A 16,527-nucleotide genomic window follows, 5' to 3' on the forward strand; every position below is an offset into this window, starting at 1 on the left:
ACCTATCACCTCGGTTACAACCACTCAAATGATGTGGCCGCCCGCTCGAGCTCAGGGAACGAGTCGATCAAAGCGAGCGCCCGCTCGAGCTCCCGTTCGGTCGCCCGACGGCTGGACGTAATGGCAACAAGGCCGATGGTCGCTCGTTGCCATGCCTCTTGATGATCGATTTCGGCCACAGAGACGTTATATTTTTGCCGGATTCTTGTCATGACCCGCTGCAGGACGGCCCGTTTATCCTTGAGCGAGCGGGCGTTGTAGATGATGCATTCGCACGCGGCGAAGCCGATCATGCCCGGGCCACTTCCTGCATGACGTATGCTTCGATGACATCGCCTTCTTTGATATCATTGAAGTTTTTGATCGTCAGACCGCATTCATACCCTTGCGCCACTTCGCGCACATCGTCTTTGTACCGCTTGAGCGAATCGATTTCCCCTTCGTAGACGACGATGCCTTGACGAATAAGGCGCACTTTGCTGTCGCGCGTGATTTTGCCGTCCGTGACATAGCAACCAGCGATCGTGCCGACTTTTGATACTTTGAACGTTTGCCGCACTTCCGCTTGGCCGATCACTTTCTCTTCGTATTCTGGATCGAGCATTCCTTTCATCGCCGCCTCAATTTCCTCGATGACGTTGTAAATGATGCGATGGAGGCGGATGTCCACTTTTTCCGATTCGGCAGCGCGCTTGGCGTTTGCGTCCGGACGGACGTTAAAGCCGATGACGATGGCGTTCGAAGCCGTCGCCAGTGAAATGTCCGATTCGGTGATGGCGCCGACCGCAGCGTGGATGATTTTCACCCGCACGCCTTCGACCTCAATTTTTTGCAAGGCAGCGACAAGCGCCTCAACCGAGCCTTGAACATCGGCTTTGACGATCAAGTTCAGCTCTTTCATTTCGCCCTGCTTAATCTGTTCAAACAAATCATCCAAGCTGACGCGCGTTTTGACGCTCCGCTGCTCCTGCAGCTGCCGCTGCGCCCGCGCCTCCGCGATTTGCCGCGCCTTTTTCTCATCTTCAAACACCATGAAGCGGTCGCCAGCTTGCGGCACTTCATGCAACCCCGTAATCTCGACTGGCATCGACGGAGTCGCCTCTTTGACGCGCCGGCCGCTGTCATTCACCATAGCGCGCACACGACCGTATGTTGTGCCGACGACGATCGGATCGCCGACACGCAACGTTCCCGCTTGAATCAAAAGCGTTGCCACAGGGCCACGCCCTTTATCAAGCTTCGCTTCGATCACCGTACCGACCGCACGCCGGTTCGGGTTGGCTTTTAATTCTTCCATCTCACTGACAAGCAGAATCATTTCTAAAAGATGATCAAGTCCTTCTTTCGTTTTTGCCGACAACTTGCAGAAAATCGTATCGCCGCCCCATTCTTCTGGAACGAGGTTGTATTCCATCAATTCTTGCATGACGCGGTCCGGGTTCGCTTCCGGCTTATCGATTTTATTGATGGCGACAATAATCGGCACGTTCGCCGCCTTGGCATGGTTGATCGCTTCCACCGTCTGCGGCATCACTCCATCATCCGCGGCGACGACAAGGACGACGATGTCCGTGACTTGCGCCCCACGCGCCCGCATCGTCGTAAACGCTTCGTGCCCCGGCGTATCAAGGAACGTAATTTTTTTGTCGTTGACGGTCACTTGGTACGCACCGATGTGTTGCGTAATACCGCCGGCTTCTTGCTCCGTCACCTTCGAATGGCGAATCGCATCAAGCAGCGTTGTTTTTCCGTGGTCGACGTGCCCCATGATCGTCACGACCGGCGGCCGTTCAACCAAATCTTCCGGCGCGTCGACAATTTCGATCGCTTCAAAGTTCGTCTCATCGATCGTCACTTTTTCTTCGACTTCAACCCCATAATCCGAGCAGATGAGCTCGATGGCGTCTTTGTCTAAATCTTGGTTGATTGTCGCCATCACGCCGAGCATAAACAGCTTCTTAATAATTTCTGACGGTTCGCGGCCAAGCTTTTTCGCCAGTTCGGCCACGGTGAGTGAGCCTTCAAACGTAATTTTTTTCGGCAGCTCTTTTTCTTTTTTCGCCGGCTGTGGCGTCTGTTTCGCAGCCGGGGCGGCTTGTTTTTTCCCTTTCGCCGGCCCTTTTCCTTTCTTCTTCGCCGCTTGGAGCAGTTTCTTTTCTTGCTGTTGTGCCTCCGTTTTTTTCGTTTCCTTCCCTTTTGGCGCTCCTTTTTTCTTCGCCGGTTTCATTTTCGCCGCTTCTTTGCTGTCGTCAAAAATTTCCTCATCAGCAAAATCGGCCGCCTTTGCTGGCGTCGGCCGTTTCGGCTTCTCCGCTTTCTTTTCGGCTTTTTTCTCTTCTTTTTTCCCGCCGTTCGGGCGGTATTGATGATCGAGTTTTTCGACGACGTCAGCCTCCAGCATCGCCATATGATTGTTCACTTCAATGTTCATTTCTTTCAATTTATGAATGACGTCCTTGCTTGGCACGTTCTGTTTTTTCGCGTATTCATACACACGCATTTTCGACATACATTCACCCCCATTAAAATCGGTCGAGCATCGTTTGCAATTGACGCGCAAACCCTTCGTCGGTGACGGCGACAACGACGCGGGCGTCCTTGCCGATCGCGCCGCCAAGCGTATACCGGTCCGGCACTTTGCAAAGCGGGACGCCATAAAACGTACATTTGTCCGTCACTTTTTTTTCCGTGTTGGCCGATGCGTCTTGTGAGAGCAAGACGAGCCGCGCCCGGCCCCGTTGCACTTCTTTGACGACAAGCTCTTCGCCGGAGACGACTTTTCCCGCCCGCTGCGCCAATCCAAGCAGCGATGCCCAACGGTTATGCTTCATGTCCAGCCTGTTTCTCCTTTTCCGCCAACGCAAGCAGCTCGTCATAAATGGCATCGGCGACATCGGCTTTTAGATGGCGGGCTAAAATGTTTTTCTTTTTCGCCTGCAAAATGCATTCTGGATCAAGGGTAATATACGCGCCGCGCCCCGCCTTTTTGCCGGTCGGGTCAATCGACACTTCCCCCTCTTTCGAGCGGACGATGCGCACCATTTCCCGTTTCGGCTTCATCTCTCCAGTGACGACGCATTTGCGCAGCGGAATTTTCTTTTGCGCTGCCATTTTTCATTCCCCCTTCACTCGATTTCCGCCGATTGATCAAACGCTGGGCCGTTTTCTTCGCTATTTTCATTATCGGACGCCGCATGGCTGAAATCAAGCGAAGTGGATGGCGCATGCGGATCAATGCCCATCTCCCGCGCTTCCGATTCGCTTTTAATATCAATTTTCCAGCCGGTCAATTTCGCCGCCAGCCGCGCGTTTTGTCCGCGTTTGCCAATGGCGAGCGACAGCTGATAGTCGGGAACGATGACGGTCGTCGCCTTTTGCTCTTCGTTGACAATGACGCGCAGCACTTTCGCCGGGCTTAATGCGTTGGCGACAAACTCGACCGGATCGGCCGACCAGCGAACGATATCGATTTTTTCTCCGTTCAGCTCATCAACAATGGCCTGCACGCGCTGCCCTCTCGGTCCGACGCACGCGCCGACCGGATCGACTTCCGGGTTGTCCGAGTGGACGGAAATTTTCGAACGATCGCCAGCTTCGCGGGCGATCGATTTAATCTCGACTGTTCCATCGTAAATTTCCGGCACTTCGAGCTCAAACAGCCGTTTCAACAGTCCTGGGTGGGTGCGGGAGACAAAAATTTGCGGCCCTTTTGTCGTTTTTTCCACTTTCGTAATGTATACTTTCAACCGGTCGTGCGGCTTATAGGTTTCATTTGGCATTTGTTCGTTTGCCGGCAGGAGCGCCTCCGCCTTGCCGAGGCTGACGTAGACAAAGCGCGGGTCAACGCGCTGGACGATGCCGGTCATAATATCCTCTTCACGGTCGACAAATTCGGCGTAGATGATGCTCCGCTCCGCCTCGCGCACGCGCTGGGTGACGACTTGCTTCGCCGTCTGTGCGGCGATGCGCCCGAAATCGCGCGGCGTCACTTCGAGCTCGACGACGTCGCCGATTTGATAGTTCGGATTGATCCGCTGCGCGTCCTCAAGCGAAATTTCAAGGCGCGGATCAGTCACCTCTTCGACGACATCTTTGCGCGCGAACACGCGGATCGTGCCGGTGTCCATATTGAGATCGACGCGCACGTTTTGCGCCTGGCCGAAATTGCGTTTATACGCCGAAACGATCGCCGCTTCGATCGCTTCCATCACGACTTCTTTGCTGATGCCTTTTTCCCGCATCAGATCGGCTAACGCCTCAAGCAATTGCGTGTTCATGCAACAAAAATCCCCCTTTTGCGATTAGAAGAAAATGACGGCTAATCGGGCCTGCGCCACTTTTTCATATGGAATGGCGACCGTTTTTTGCCGTCCGCGGTCTTTGACCAACAGCGTCACGGTCGTTCCGTCAAAAGCGGTTAGTTCGCCTTCAAACTGCTTTTCTCCTTCAATAGGCTCATACGTTTTGATATATACATGTTTCCCAATGGCCTTGGCAAAATCTTTTTCATTTTTCAGCGGCCGCTCCGCCCCGGGCGATGACACTTCCAAAAAATAGTTATGCGGAATCGGATCGACTTCATCCAGCTTTTCGCTCAATTTTTCGCTGACAGCGCCGCATTGCTCAATATCGACGCCATCGTCAGAGTCAATGAAGACGCGCAAAAACCAATTTTTCCCTTCCTTCACATATTCAATATCGACGAGTTCAAGCCCCATTTCGTCCAAAATCGGTGTGACGAGTTGTTCGACCGTTTCTGTCACCTTTTTGCTCATCGTGTTCCTCCTTACCGAGCAAACGTGCATGCGTGGCATAATGAGAAAATCCCCTGCGCACGGCGGGGAATGAACGAGAGACGGGTTTCCATTCAAGACGAAAGAGTGGGTTTCCCCACTCTTTGCTTGCCATTATCTTTGCCAATTCCACTAAAACTATAACACATTGGGAAATATATTGCAATGGGAAACTGCCGCCCGGTCGAGAGAGCGCTGTGCGCGTCCTTCAGCAGCCGCGTTTCCACTAAAACAGTGACAGCTGGTTATGGTCTGGAAGCGAGTCAAGGCAGCCGCGGCTTTCTAAGTACTCCAGCAGTGTTTTTGATACTTTACCGCGCTGTTGCAAATCCTCCTTCGACAAAAACTCGCCTTCCTCGCGGGCGCGCACGATCGCCTGCGCCACGTTCGTCCCAAGCCCCGGAATGGCGTTGAACGGCGGAATGAGCGAATCGCCGTCAATGACGAATTCGGTCGCCTGCGAGCGGTACAAATCAATATTTTTGAAGGAAAATCCACGCTCGCACATCTCTAAGGCCACCTCAAGAACGGTGAGCAAGCTTTTTTCTTTCGCCGTCGCCTGAATGCCTTTGGCGTTGATTTCCTCAATCCGCTTGCGAATGGCGGCTGACCCTTTGATCATAGCGTCAAGGTCAAAATCTTCCGCCCTCACGGTGAAGTACGACGCATAGTATAAAAGCGGATGGTGCACTTTAAAGTAGGCGATGCGCACCGCCATTAACACGTAGGCGGCGGCGTGCGCTTTCGGGAACATGTACTTGATTTTTTTGCACGAATCGATGTACCACTCCGGCACGTTATGCTTGCGCATTTCCGCCTCAAATTCCGGCGTCAAGCCTTTTCCTTTGCGCACCGATTCCATAATTTTAAACGCCAGCGACGGCTCGAGGCCGCGGTAGATCAAGTACACCATAATGTCGTCGCGGCAGCCGATCACTTCTGACAGTGTGCACGTCCCGTTTTGAATGAGCTCTTGCGCATTGCCGAGCCACACATCCGTTCCGTGCGACAAGCCGGAAATTTGCACGAGTTCAGAAAACGTTTTTGGTCTTGTCTCCTCCAACATTTGCCGAACAAAGCGTGTACCAAACTCTGGGATGCCGATTGTGCCGACGTTGCACATGATTTGCTCCGGCGTCACGCCAAGCGGTTCGGTGCTGCTGAAAATGCCCATCACATCCGGGTCATCGGTCGGGATTGTTTTCGGGTCGATGCCGCTTAAATCTTGCAGCATCCGGATGACCGTCGGATCGTCATGCCCGAGAATATCAAGCTTCAACAAATTGTCGTGGATCGAATGGAAGTCGAAATGGGTCGTCCGCCATTCGGAGGACGTGTCATCGGCCGGATATTGAATCGGCGTAAAGTCGTAAATTTCCATATAATCGGGGACGACGATGATGCCGCCCGGATGCTGCCCGGTCGTCCGCTTTACCCCGGTGCAGCCAGCCGCGAGCCGGTCGATTTCCGCGCCGCGCAGCTGCAAATTATGATCGCTCGCATATGCTTTGACAAATCCGTACGCCGTTTTGTCGGCGACCGTGCCGATCGTTCCCGCCCGATAGACGTTATCTTCGCCAAACAGCACTTTCGTATAATTGTGGGCGCGCGGCTGGTATTCGCCGGAAAAGTTCAAGTCGATATCCGGCACTTTGTCGCCTTTAAAGCCGAGGAACGTCTCAAACGGGATGTCATGCCCATCTTTTTTGTATTTCGTCCCACATCGCGGACAGTTTTTATCCGGCAAGTCAAAGCCTGAGCCGACCGATCCGTCGTTGAAAAACTCCGAATGCTTGCAGTTTGGGCAAACGTAATGCGGCGGCAGCGGATTGACCTCGGTGATTTCCGTCATCGTCGCGACAAACGACGAGCCGACCGATCCGCGCGACCCGACAAGATAGCCGTCATCGAGCGATTTTTTCACTAGCTTGTGCGAGATCAAATAAATGACGGCAAAGCCATGGCCGATGATGCTTTTTAGCTCCTTCTCAAGCCGCTCTTCAACTAGTTTTGGCAGCGGGTCGCCGTAGATTTCCTTCGCCCGCCGGTAGCTCATTTCCCTGATTTCCTCGTCCGCCCCTTCAATGCGCGGCGTATACAGCTCATCTTTGATCGGCTTGACCTCTCCGATGAGAGAAGCGATTTTTTGCGTGTTGTCAACGACGATTTCCTTCGCTTTTTCTGGCCCTAAAAACGAGAAGCAATCGAGCATTTCATTCGTCGTACGGAAATACACATCCGGCAGCTCATGGCGGTTGAGAGGATTCGCCCCGCCTTGCGAATGGATTAAGATTTTCCGGTAAATTTTATCTTCTGGGTTCAAGTAATGAACGTTGCCGGTGGCGACGACCGGGATGTCAAGCTTCTCACCAAGGGCGACGATATGGCGGATGATGTTTTTGATCATCTCTTCGTCTTTCACATAATCCATCTCGATGAGCGGCTTGTACACGTCCGGCGGATGCACTTCAAGAAAATCGTAAAAGCGGGCGATGTCTTCGACTTCTTCCGGCGCCTTTTGGATCAAGTTGTCAAACAGCTCTCCTTTATCGCAGCCTGAGCCGACAAGCAAGCCGTCGCGATGCTTGACAAGCACGGAGCGCGGGATGCGCGGCACGCGGTGAAAATAGTGAATGTGCGACAATGACACGAGCTTGAACAAATTTTTCAATCCAGTCTCATTTTGCGCCAACAGCGTCACGTGGAACGGACGCGCAAGCCGGTGCGACGCCTCGCTGTGCGTGCGGCTGTTCAGTTCGTCATGATGCAAAATGCCGCGCTCCTCGGCCTCTTTTAACAGTCGCATCAACAAATGCCCGGTCGCCTCCGCATCGTAGATGGCGCGGTGGTGCTGCGTCAATTCAATGCCAAATTTTTTGCACAATGTATTGAGCCGGTGATTTTTCAAATCTGGGTATAAAAAACGGGCCAGCTCGAGCGTATCGATGACGGGATTCGCGATTTTGCCGCGCCCCATGCGAGCGAGGCCCGCGTTTAAAAACCCGATGTCAAAACTGGCGTTGTGGGCAACAAGCGTCGCATCGCCCGCCCAATCAATAAAACGGGCCAACACGTCTTCCGGCTTCGGAGCATCTTTCACCATCTCATCGGTGATGCCGGTCAGCTCCATCGTCGTCACCGACAACGGATGTCCAGGGTTGGCAAACGACATGAACCGGTCGATGATCTCGCCGCCTTTCACCTTCACCGCCGCCAGCTCAATGATCGTATTGTACACAGCCGACAGGCCCGTCGTCTCGACGTCAAAGACGACGTACGTATCCTCGGACAGCCGGCGGTGCGTTTCATTGTAGGCGATCGGCACCCCATCGTCGACGATATTCGCCTCAAGGCCGTAAATGACTTTTATGCCGTGTTTTTTCGCGGCGCTGTAAGCCTCCGGAAATGATTGAACAACGGCATGGTCGGTAACGGCGATCGCCGGGTGCCCCCATTTTTTCGCTTGCTCAATGAGTTTTGTCACCGAGGTGACCGCGTCCATTTGGCTCATCGGGGTATGCAAATGAAGCTCAACCCTCTTTTCTCCCTCCGGCGCTGTATCTTGCCGTTCGTTTGCGGCGATTTCATTCAAATCGTTAGCAATGATGACCAAATCGCGAACGAACGCATCATTTTGCACGCTGCCACGCACTTTCACCCACATGCCTTTTTTGACGCCGCTCATGAGCTCGGCATCCTCTTTGTCGCGCGAGAACATTTTGACTAAAATCGAGTTCGTGTAATCGGTGATTTTCATGGTCAACAGTGTGCGGCCGCTTTTTAATTCGCTCACTTCGGCGTCAAATACATAGCCTTGCACGACGACGCGCCGCTCTTCTTCGACGATCGTCTCCAGCCGCCGCACCGGCTCCTCGTCGCGGATCGGATAGCCGATGACAAGCGGGCCAGACGGCGCGCTTGCCGCTGTCTTTTCCTCTTCTTTCGCCATATCGGTCAACACCGCCAATGCCCGCTCCTCATCTTCCTGCTGCTTTTGCGCCAAAAACTGCTCCATTTCTTGTTTGGACGGCTCGATGCTGACGTCAAGCTGAAGAGGTGGAAACCCGAACGAAGCGTACACATCAGCGATTTTTTTGGCGAACCGCCGTTTGACGGCCAGCGCTTCCGCTTCATGGCGGGCAACGATAAGCAGCTTGTTTCCTTTCAGCGCCGGCGTCTGTCGGCTGAGCCAATCGACAAGCGGCGACATGCCTTCTTGCAGCTGCTCAAGGCAAAGCGGCCAATACGCCTGCACATCCGCCTCTGTCACGCGCGGCGCTTCAACCTCCATCGTATGGCGGACAGCAGCAATATGGCGGAACGCCGCCTGCAGCCGATCGGCAAACGTTTTGTATACATGAACCGGCAGCACGTTGGCGAACTGAAAGTAAAAATGCCAGCTTTTCTCCTCTTTATCGATCACGACTTTGCGAATGGCGGCCTCACGAAAATGCGGCATCCATTCGTCCGACGTCATCTTCAGCTGCTCAAGCAGGATGAGAAACCGCTCTTTTTGCTCTTTTGTCACCATGACGTCCGTTTGTTCCCCTCTCAACATCATTCTCTTTCTATAATCATACCATAACAAAAGCGCTGGCGAAAAAGACAGAATTCTTTTCCGCCAGCGCCGGCACTTATGATTGAAGGAGACGGCGCACCGTATCGACAAGCTCACTGACCGGAACATCAAACGACTCGCCGGTTTTCCGCACTTTGACTTCGACAACGCCTTCACCGGCCCGCTTGCCGACGGTGACGCGGAGCGGAAGGCCGATCAAATCGCTGTCGGCAAACTTCACCCCAGCCCGTTCCGGGCGGTCGTCATACAACACTTCAAACCCAGCCTGTTCAAGCTTTTCATACCACTCTTCCGCCAACGCGCGCTGTTCATCGCTTTTGGCGTTTGCTGTCAGCAAATGGATGTGAAACGGCGCGACTGAAGCGGGCCACACGAGCCCGTGTTCGTCCGCAAACTGTTCGGCGATGGCGGCCACCAATCTTGATACGCCAATGCCGTAGCAACCCATGATCATCGTCTGCGTTTGGCCGTTTTCATCCAAATAAACGGCGTTCATCGCTTCGCTGTATTTTGTCCCCAGCTTAAACACATGCCCGACTTCAATGCCGCGGGCGAAGCGGATCGTCCCTTTGCCATCTGGAGACGGGTCTCCTTCTTTTACGAAGCGCAAATCGGCGTATTGGCTAACGACAAAATCGCGGCCCGGGTTGACGCCGATGTAATGGTATCCTTCCTCGTTCGCGCCGCAAACGCCGTTGACGATGGCGGCGACAGCATGGTCCGCGATCACCGTGACGTCTTCGCTGACGCCGATCGGGCCGAGCGAGCCGATTGGAGCGTTCATCACCCGCTCTGTTTCTTCCGGCGTCGCCCATTCGACGACCGTCGCGTCAAGCACGTTTTTCACCTTCACATCATTGGCTTCATGATCACCGCGGACGAGAACGAGCACATAACGGCCGTCAACGCGGAACAAGAGCGATTTGATGCAGCGTTCCGGCGAGACTTGCAAATACGACGTGACTTCGTCAATCGTTTTTTGCCCCGGCGTCGCCACTTTTTTCAATTCCGCTGGCGGCTCATCGCTTTTTTCATACGTCGCCACGACCGGCGCCATCTCGATGTTGGCGGCATAGTCGGACGCATCGGAGTAGGCGATCGTATCTTCGCCGATGTCAGAAAGCACCATAAACTCATGCGTATCTTTACCGCCGATCGCTCCCGAGTCAGCGATGACCGCGCGGAAGTTTAAGCCGCAGCGGCGGAAAATGTTTGCGTACGCCTCATACATGTTGTTGTACGTTTCATCCAAGCTTTCTTTCGACGTATGGAACGAGTAGGCGTCTTTCATGATGAACTCGCGGCCGCGCAACAGCCCAAAGCGCGGACGCTTTTCATCACGGAATTTCGTTTGAATTTGATACAAGACAAGCGGCAGCCGCTTGTACGTTTTCACTTCGTCGCGGACAATCGCTGTGATCATTTCTTCATGCGTCGGTCCAAGGGCAAAATCGCGCTCATGCCGGTCTTTTAAGCGCATCAGCTCCGGCCCGTACGAATACCAACGGCCTGACTGCTGCCAAAGCTCAGCCGGCTGCAAGGCTGGCATGAAAAGCTCCAGCGCTCCAATCCGATTCATTTCTTCACGAATGATGGATTCCACTTTTTGCAAAACACGTTGCCCAAGCGGCAAAAACGTATAGACGCCGCTGGCACTTTGACGAATGAAGCCGGCCCGCAACAGAAGCTGATGGCTTTTCACTTCCGCATCCGCCGGCACTTCACGCAACGTCGGAATAAATGCTTGACTTTGTCTCATTCATTAGCCACCTCGTTTTCTCTCTATAGGAAAAATTTTTGAATATCGTTCCATGTCACCACAAGCATAAGCAACATGAGCAGAGCGAAGCCGATAAAATGGACCATTCCTTCCTTTTGACGGTCGACCGGCTTGCCGCGCACCGCTTCAATGGCGAAAAAGAGGAGCCGGCCGCCGTCTAACGCCGGCAATGGCAACAAGTTGATGATCCCAAGGTTGATGCTTAAAATCGCGCCCCATTTCATCAAGTAGTAAATGCCGGATTCGGCGACTTTGCCGGTCGATACGGCGATACCGACCGGTCCGGACAGCATGTCAAGATGAAACTGGCCGGTGATCAATTGGCCGAGCCCCGTTACAATTTCCCGCGTCCAGTAGTACGTCTCCACCAGCCCTTGCTTGATCGAGCCCAACACCGATTTTTCCATCGGCTGATAGACGCCGATCAAGCCGATCGTCTCCCCTTGCACCGTTTTCGCCTCCGGAGTGACCGTCACACTACGTTCTTTCCCATTCCGCTCAATTTGAAACTGGAGCGGTTCTCCCGGATGGGCGCGAATCGTGTTGACGATTTCCGTCCACGTTTCCATCCGTTCCCCGTTAATGGCGATCACTTCATCCCCTTGCTTCAAGCCAGCGGCGCGCGCCGCTCCTTCCGGCGTCAGCTCGCCGATGATCGGCTTGTCGACCGGGTAGCCTTGCAAAAGACCGATGATGATGAAGACAACGAGCGCTAGAACAAAGTTGGCGAGAGGCCCCGCCAAAATCGTCATCGTCCGCTGTCCGAGCGTTTTGGCCACAAACTGCCGGTGATACGGAGCGATTTGAATTTCTTGGCGGTCGACGACGAAAAACGCCGGCTCCTTGACCGTAAACCGCTCGAACCGCTCGCCATCCGTATAGCCGGTCACATACATGCCATGCTCTAAATCGGCCTCTTCCACTTCTACTACGCGGATATTTGGATAATCGTCCTTATGGTTGAGGACGATTTTTTCCACTTGGCCGTTGCCATCAAGCAAGAGGCCGACGACTTGCCCCCGCTTCAGCTCAATCGTCTCCGGGTCTTCACCGGCCATGCGGACGAAGCCGCCAAGCGGGAGCAGGCGGATCGTGTACACTGTTTCGTTTTTCTTAAACGAAAACACTTTCGGCCCGAAGCCGATGGCAAATTCGCGGCACAAAATGCCGGCCCGTTTTGCTAGCAGCAAGTGACCAAGCTCGTGAAAAAAGACGAGGGCACCAAAGACGACGATAAATGAAATGATCGATTCCAACGTTTCAACCACCTTTATGATAGTAATGAGCGAACATAGGCGCGCGTGTCCGCATCGATTTCGCGAATGTCCTCCAGCTGCGGATCGCTCACTGGCCGATGGCGCTCGAGCGCGCGTTCAATCCACTCCTCGATGGCCAAAAACGGAATGCGCCCGGCTAAAAATGCCGCCACCGCCTCCTCATTGGCCGCATTCAACACCGTCGGCAGCGAGCCGCCGCGCTTGCCAGCCTCATAGGCGAGACGCAAACAGCGATAGCGGTCGAAATCAATCGGGGCGAAATGGAGCGCCCCCAGCGAGATGAAATCAAGCGGCTTGGCGGACGGGAGCGGCAACCGCTCTGGATATGCCAGCGCATATTGGATCGGAACGCGCATATCCGGCGTTCCAAGTTGTGCCAATACGCTTGTGTCACGGAACTGAACGAGCGAATGGATGATGCTTTCGCGGTGTAAAACAACCTCGATCCGCTCATACGGCAACCCGAACAGCCAATGAGCCTCAATGACCTCAAACCCTTTATTCATCATTGTCGCCGAATCAATCGTAATTTTGGCCCCCATCGACCAGTTCGGATGGCGGAGCGCCTCCTCCACCGTCACATGTGCGAGCTCTCGGCGCGTCTTGTCGCGGAAGCTGCCGCCGGATGCGGTCAGAATAAGTTTGTCAACTTGTTCAATCCTTTCCCCTTGCAGACATTGAAAAATGGCGGAATGTTCACTGTCAACCGGCAACAACGGCACACCGCGCCGCTTGGCTGCAGCCATGACGAGATGTCCGGCGACAACGAGCGTCTCTTTGTTAGCGAGGGCGATCGCTTTTCCCGCTTCAATCGCCTTCAGCGTCGGCAAAAGGCCGACGCTGCCGACGACGGCGGTGACGACCACATCGGCTTGTGGACAAACGGCCGCTTCAATCAATCCTTCCTCTCCGTACACGATCGTCGTCCGCCCGCGGTACTCGCGATAGAGCACTTCATACGCATCACGGTCAGCGACGGCGACAAGACTTGGGGAAAATTCAGCAATCAGCCGCCTCGCCGCCTCGATATTTTTTCCGACCGATGCGGCGGCCAAGCGGAATTCGTCCGGATGGGCGCGGATGACATCGAGCGTCTGTGTGCCGATCGATCCGCTTGCCCCTAATATACTAATATATTTCAATCGTTTCACTCCTCACCCGCTTATCGTGCGATTTCAAGCAATATGTACAACAACGGCAGCACGAACAGCAAGCTGTCAAACCGGTCTAAAATGCCGCCATGTCCCGGCAAAATCGCCCCGGAATCTTTGACGCCGTAATGGCGCTTAAATGCCGATTCGATCAAATCGCCGAGTTGCCCGAACGCTGACAGCAGCAACGCGACGCCAAACGCAGCCGCCAAACTGCCAAACGGCGCGGCCGCCCACTCGTAAATTGCGGCGACAACAGCCGCGGAAACGATGCCGCCGATGGCGCCTTCCACCGTTTTTTTCGGGCTGATCTCTGGCCATAGCTTGCGCCGGCCAAACGCGCGGCCAAAGAAATACGCCCCAATGTCGGTCGCCCAAATGACGAACAAGGCATAAACGAAATACACCAACCCAACCAAACGAACGGCGCCGAAACAGAAAAACCCTACGCCGACATAGACGACCGCCAAAACGACAAACGCCGCCTCATCGAACGAGAGCGCATTTTTCGTCACGACTGTGCCGACAAGCAGCAAAAAAGCCAAAGCAACAAGCACGCCAAATTTGCCGGTTCCAGACGCCAACCACTCGCCGCCATAACGGGCGGGAACAAGCAGCAACCAAAGGGCGATCAATCCGGCCGCCCCGGTAAACGACCAGAGGCGCATCCCCTTCATGCGCAGCAATTCAAACAGCCCGATCGAGGCCAATATATATGTTACTATTATAAACGGAAATCCGCCAAAAATAACAATCGGCAAAAAGAGCGCCGCCGCTATGACGCCGGTGATGATTCGCTGCTTCATCGCGCTGACACTCCTCCAAATCGGCGGTCGCGCCGCTGGTAAGCGGCAATCGCCTCTAAGAAATGTTGCTCCGTAAAATCCGGCCATAACACATCCGTAAACCAAAGTTCCGTATACGCCAACTGCCAAAGCATGAAATTGCTCAAGCGAATCTCCCCGCTCGTACGGATGAGCAAGTCAGGGTCAGCGAGCCCACTCGTCATCAAGTACGAGGAAATGAGCGGCTCGGTGATGTCTTCCGGCGCCAGCATCCCGCGTTCGACGTCTTTGGCGATTTGCTGGACGGCGGCAGTGATTTCCGACCGGCTTCCATAATTGAGGGCAAAGTTTAACAAGAGGCCGGTGTTGCTGCATGTTTCCTCCACGGCTTTCTCGACCGCCCGGCGCGTATGATCGGGCAGCGCCTCCGTATGACCGATCACTTGGACTTTGACATTTTCGGCGACGAGCTCAGGAAGAAACGTCGTCAAAAACTGCTCCGGCAGCTTCATCAAATAATCGACTTCACTTTTCGGACGTTTCCAGTTTTCTGTCGAAAACGCGTAAAGCGACAAAATCTGAATCCCCAGCTCGTTCGCAAAACGCGTGATTTTGCGCACCACTTGCATCCCTTCGTAATGGCCGGCCGCCCTCGGCAACGCCCGCTTTTTCGCCCATCTCCCGTTTCCGTCCATAATGATGGCGACGTGGTTCGGCACCGGATGCCTGAGCACCTCTTCTTTCGTCACCGGAACGTCTTTCTCTTTTGTTTTTCGCATTTTATTGAACATACGAGTCCTCCGGGATCGTGTTTTGCCTTTCCATTATAGCAAAAAAACCCTCCATCAACATAGAGGGTTTGCATCGTTTTGCCTATACTTCCATCACTTCTTTTTCTTTCTCTTTCGTGATGGCGTCAATTTTGGCGATGTGGTCATCGGTCAGCTTTTGCACTTCGTCCGTGTAGCTGCGGAGCTCATCTTCCGTAATCTCGCCGTTTTTCTCGAGCTTTTTCAATTCATCGTTCGCATCGCGGCGGATGTTGCGCACCGCGACTTTCGCGTCTTCGGAATACTTTTTGACAAGCTTCGCCAACTCGCGGCGCCGCTCTTCCGTCAGCGGTGGAATGACCAGCCGAATGACGGATCCGTCATTCGATGGCGTCAGCCCTAAATCCGATGCTAAAATGGCTTTTTCCATTTCTTTAATGGCCGATTTGTCGTACGGCTGAATGACAAGCAGCCGTGCTTCCGGCACGCTGATGGAGGCCAATTGGTTGATCGGCGTCGGCACACCGTAATAGTCAACGGTTACTTTCTCCAGCAGCCCGGCGTTCGCCCGTCCGGCGCGAATGCTTGCCAGTTCGCGGGTGAACGCTTGCACCGCTTTATCCATTTTTTCTTTCGCCTGTTGGATCACTTGCTTTGCCATCGTTATTTCCCCCTTACGATCGTTCCGATGTTTTCACCTAACACAGCGCGTTTAATATTTCCTTCTTCCATAATCGAAAAGACGATAATCGGAATGTTGTTATCCATGCAAAGCGAGGAAGCGGTCGAATCCATGACGGCAAGGCCCTGTTTAATGACATCCAAGTACGACAGCTCATCGTACTTGACCGCATTGGCGTCGACGTTCGGGTCGGCGCTGTAGACGCCATCGACGTTGTTTTTCGCCATTAAAATGACGTCCGCCTCGATTTCCGCCGCACGGAGCGCCGCCGTTGTATCGGTCGAAAAATACGGGTTGCCGGTGCCGGCGGCGAAAATGACAACTCGTTTTTTCTCCAGATGGCGGATCGCCCGGCGGCGAATGTATGGTTCAGCCACTTGCCGCATCTCGATCGATGTCTGCACCCTCGTTTCCACGCCGAGTTGCTCAAGGCTGTCCTGCAAGGCGAGCGCGTTCATCACCGTCGCCAACATGCCCATATAATCGGCCGTCGCCCGGTCCATCCCCATTTCGCTTCCCGTTTTTCCACGCCAAATATTGCCGCCGCCGACGACAATGGCGACCTCGACGCCCAGTTCAACAACTTCTTTTACTTGTTTGGCGATCGACTGAATGACCGCCGGATGAATGCCAAACCCTTGCTTTCCGGCGAGCGCTTCCCCGCTTAACTTTAAAACGACGCGTTTGTATTTTGGTTGTTCCATGTCAAA

Annotated in this window: 14 protein-coding genes; all 14 read right to left on the reverse strand. The window is 54.0% G+C overall.

Annotation, left to right across the window (positions count from 1 at the left end):
- Positions 1 to 14 precede the first annotated feature (14 nt).
- The 14 genes from N685_RS0117035 to pyrH all read right to left on the reverse strand — a co-directional run bounded on the left by N685_RS0117035 (position 15) and on the right by pyrH (position 16,521).
- Positions 15 to 293 (reverse strand): DUF503 domain-containing protein, encoded by a 279-nt coding sequence (locus tag N685_RS0117035; RefSeq protein ID WP_031410353.1) that lies wholly within the window; start codon positions 291 to 293, stop codon positions 15 to 17.
- Positions 290 to 2,509 (reverse strand): translation initiation factor IF-2, encoded by a 2,220-nt coding sequence (gene infB, locus N685_RS0117040; protein ID WP_031410355.1) that lies wholly within the window; start codon positions 2,507 to 2,509, stop codon positions 290 to 292. The genes N685_RS0117035 and infB overlap by 4 nt, the downstream gene beginning before the upstream one ends.
- Before the next feature lie 13 nt (positions 2,510 to 2,522).
- A complete protein-coding gene (locus N685_RS0117045; RefSeq protein ID WP_031410356.1) occupies positions 2,523 to 2,831 on the reverse strand; it encodes a YlxQ family RNA-binding protein in 309 nt (102 codons plus the stop codon).
- Positions 2,821 to 3,111 carry an RNase P modulator RnpM gene (gene rnpM / locus N685_RS0117050; RefSeq protein ID WP_031410358.1) on the reverse strand — a complete coding sequence of 97 codons (291 nt, stop codon included), beginning with the start codon at positions 3,109 to 3,111 and terminating at the stop codon, positions 2,821 to 2,823. Before rnpM ends, N685_RS0117045 begins: the two co-directional genes overlap by 11 nt.
- A 14-nt stretch (positions 3,112 to 3,125) precedes the next feature.
- The gene (gene nusA / locus N685_RS0117055; RefSeq protein ID WP_031410360.1) at positions 3,126 to 4,277 is read right to left on the reverse strand and encodes a transcription termination factor NusA; all 1,152 of its coding nucleotides are present in this window, start codon (positions 4,275 to 4,277) and stop codon (positions 3,126 to 3,128) included.
- A 24-nt stretch (positions 4,278 to 4,301) separates the two neighbouring features.
- Positions 4,302 to 4,775: a ribosome maturation factor RimP gene (gene rimP / locus N685_RS0117060; RefSeq protein WP_031410362.1), complete on the reverse strand. Its 474-nt coding sequence runs from the start codon at positions 4,773 to 4,775 to the stop codon at positions 4,302 to 4,304.
- A 244-nt stretch (positions 4,776 to 5,019) separates the two neighbouring features.
- Positions 5,020 to 9,324 (reverse strand): PolC-type DNA polymerase III, encoded by a 4,305-nt coding sequence (locus N685_RS0117065; RefSeq protein WP_033842462.1) that lies wholly within the window; start codon positions 9,322 to 9,324, stop codon positions 5,020 to 5,022.
- Positions 9,325 to 9,427: 103 nt separating this feature from the next.
- A complete protein-coding gene (locus N685_RS0117070; RefSeq protein ID WP_031410366.1) occupies positions 9,428 to 11,131 on the reverse strand; it encodes a proline--tRNA ligase in 1,704 nt (567 codons plus the stop codon).
- A 23-nt stretch (positions 11,132 to 11,154) separates the two neighbouring features.
- Positions 11,155 to 12,420, reverse strand: coding sequence for an RIP metalloprotease RseP (rseP, locus tag N685_RS0117075; protein ID WP_171660234.1), 1,266 nt, complete (start codon positions 12,418 to 12,420; stop codon positions 11,155 to 11,157).
- A 2-nt stretch (positions 12,421 to 12,422) separates the two neighbouring features.
- A complete protein-coding gene (gene dxr / locus N685_RS0117080; protein WP_031410371.1) occupies positions 12,423 to 13,571 on the reverse strand; it encodes a 1-deoxy-D-xylulose-5-phosphate reductoisomerase in 1,149 nt (382 codons plus the stop codon).
- Positions 13,572 to 13,591: 20 nt separating this feature from the next.
- Positions 13,592 to 14,386 (reverse strand): phosphatidate cytidylyltransferase, encoded by a 795-nt coding sequence (locus N685_RS0117085; RefSeq protein WP_031410373.1) that lies wholly within the window; start codon positions 14,384 to 14,386, stop codon positions 13,592 to 13,594.
- Positions 14,383 to 15,156 (reverse strand): isoprenyl transferase, encoded by a 774-nt coding sequence (locus N685_RS0117090; RefSeq protein WP_031410375.1) that lies wholly within the window; start codon positions 15,154 to 15,156, stop codon positions 14,383 to 14,385. Before N685_RS0117090 ends, N685_RS0117085 begins: the two co-directional genes overlap by 4 nt.
- A gap of 82 nt (positions 15,157 to 15,238) precedes the next feature.
- A complete protein-coding gene (frr, locus tag N685_RS0117095; RefSeq protein ID WP_011230752.1) occupies positions 15,239 to 15,796 on the reverse strand; it encodes a ribosome recycling factor in 558 nt (185 codons plus the stop codon).
- A 2-nt stretch (positions 15,797 to 15,798) separates the two neighbouring features.
- Positions 15,799 to 16,521 carry a UMP kinase gene (gene pyrH, locus N685_RS0117100; protein ID WP_031410377.1) on the reverse strand — a complete coding sequence of 241 codons (723 nt, stop codon included), beginning with the start codon at positions 16,519 to 16,521 and terminating at the stop codon, positions 15,799 to 15,801.
- Positions 16,522 to 16,527: the final 6 nt, after the last annotated feature.

This window comes from Geobacillus vulcani PSS1, assembly GCF_000733845.1.
Taxonomy (GTDB): Bacteria; Bacillota; Bacilli; order Bacillales; family Anoxybacillaceae; genus Geobacillus; species Geobacillus vulcani.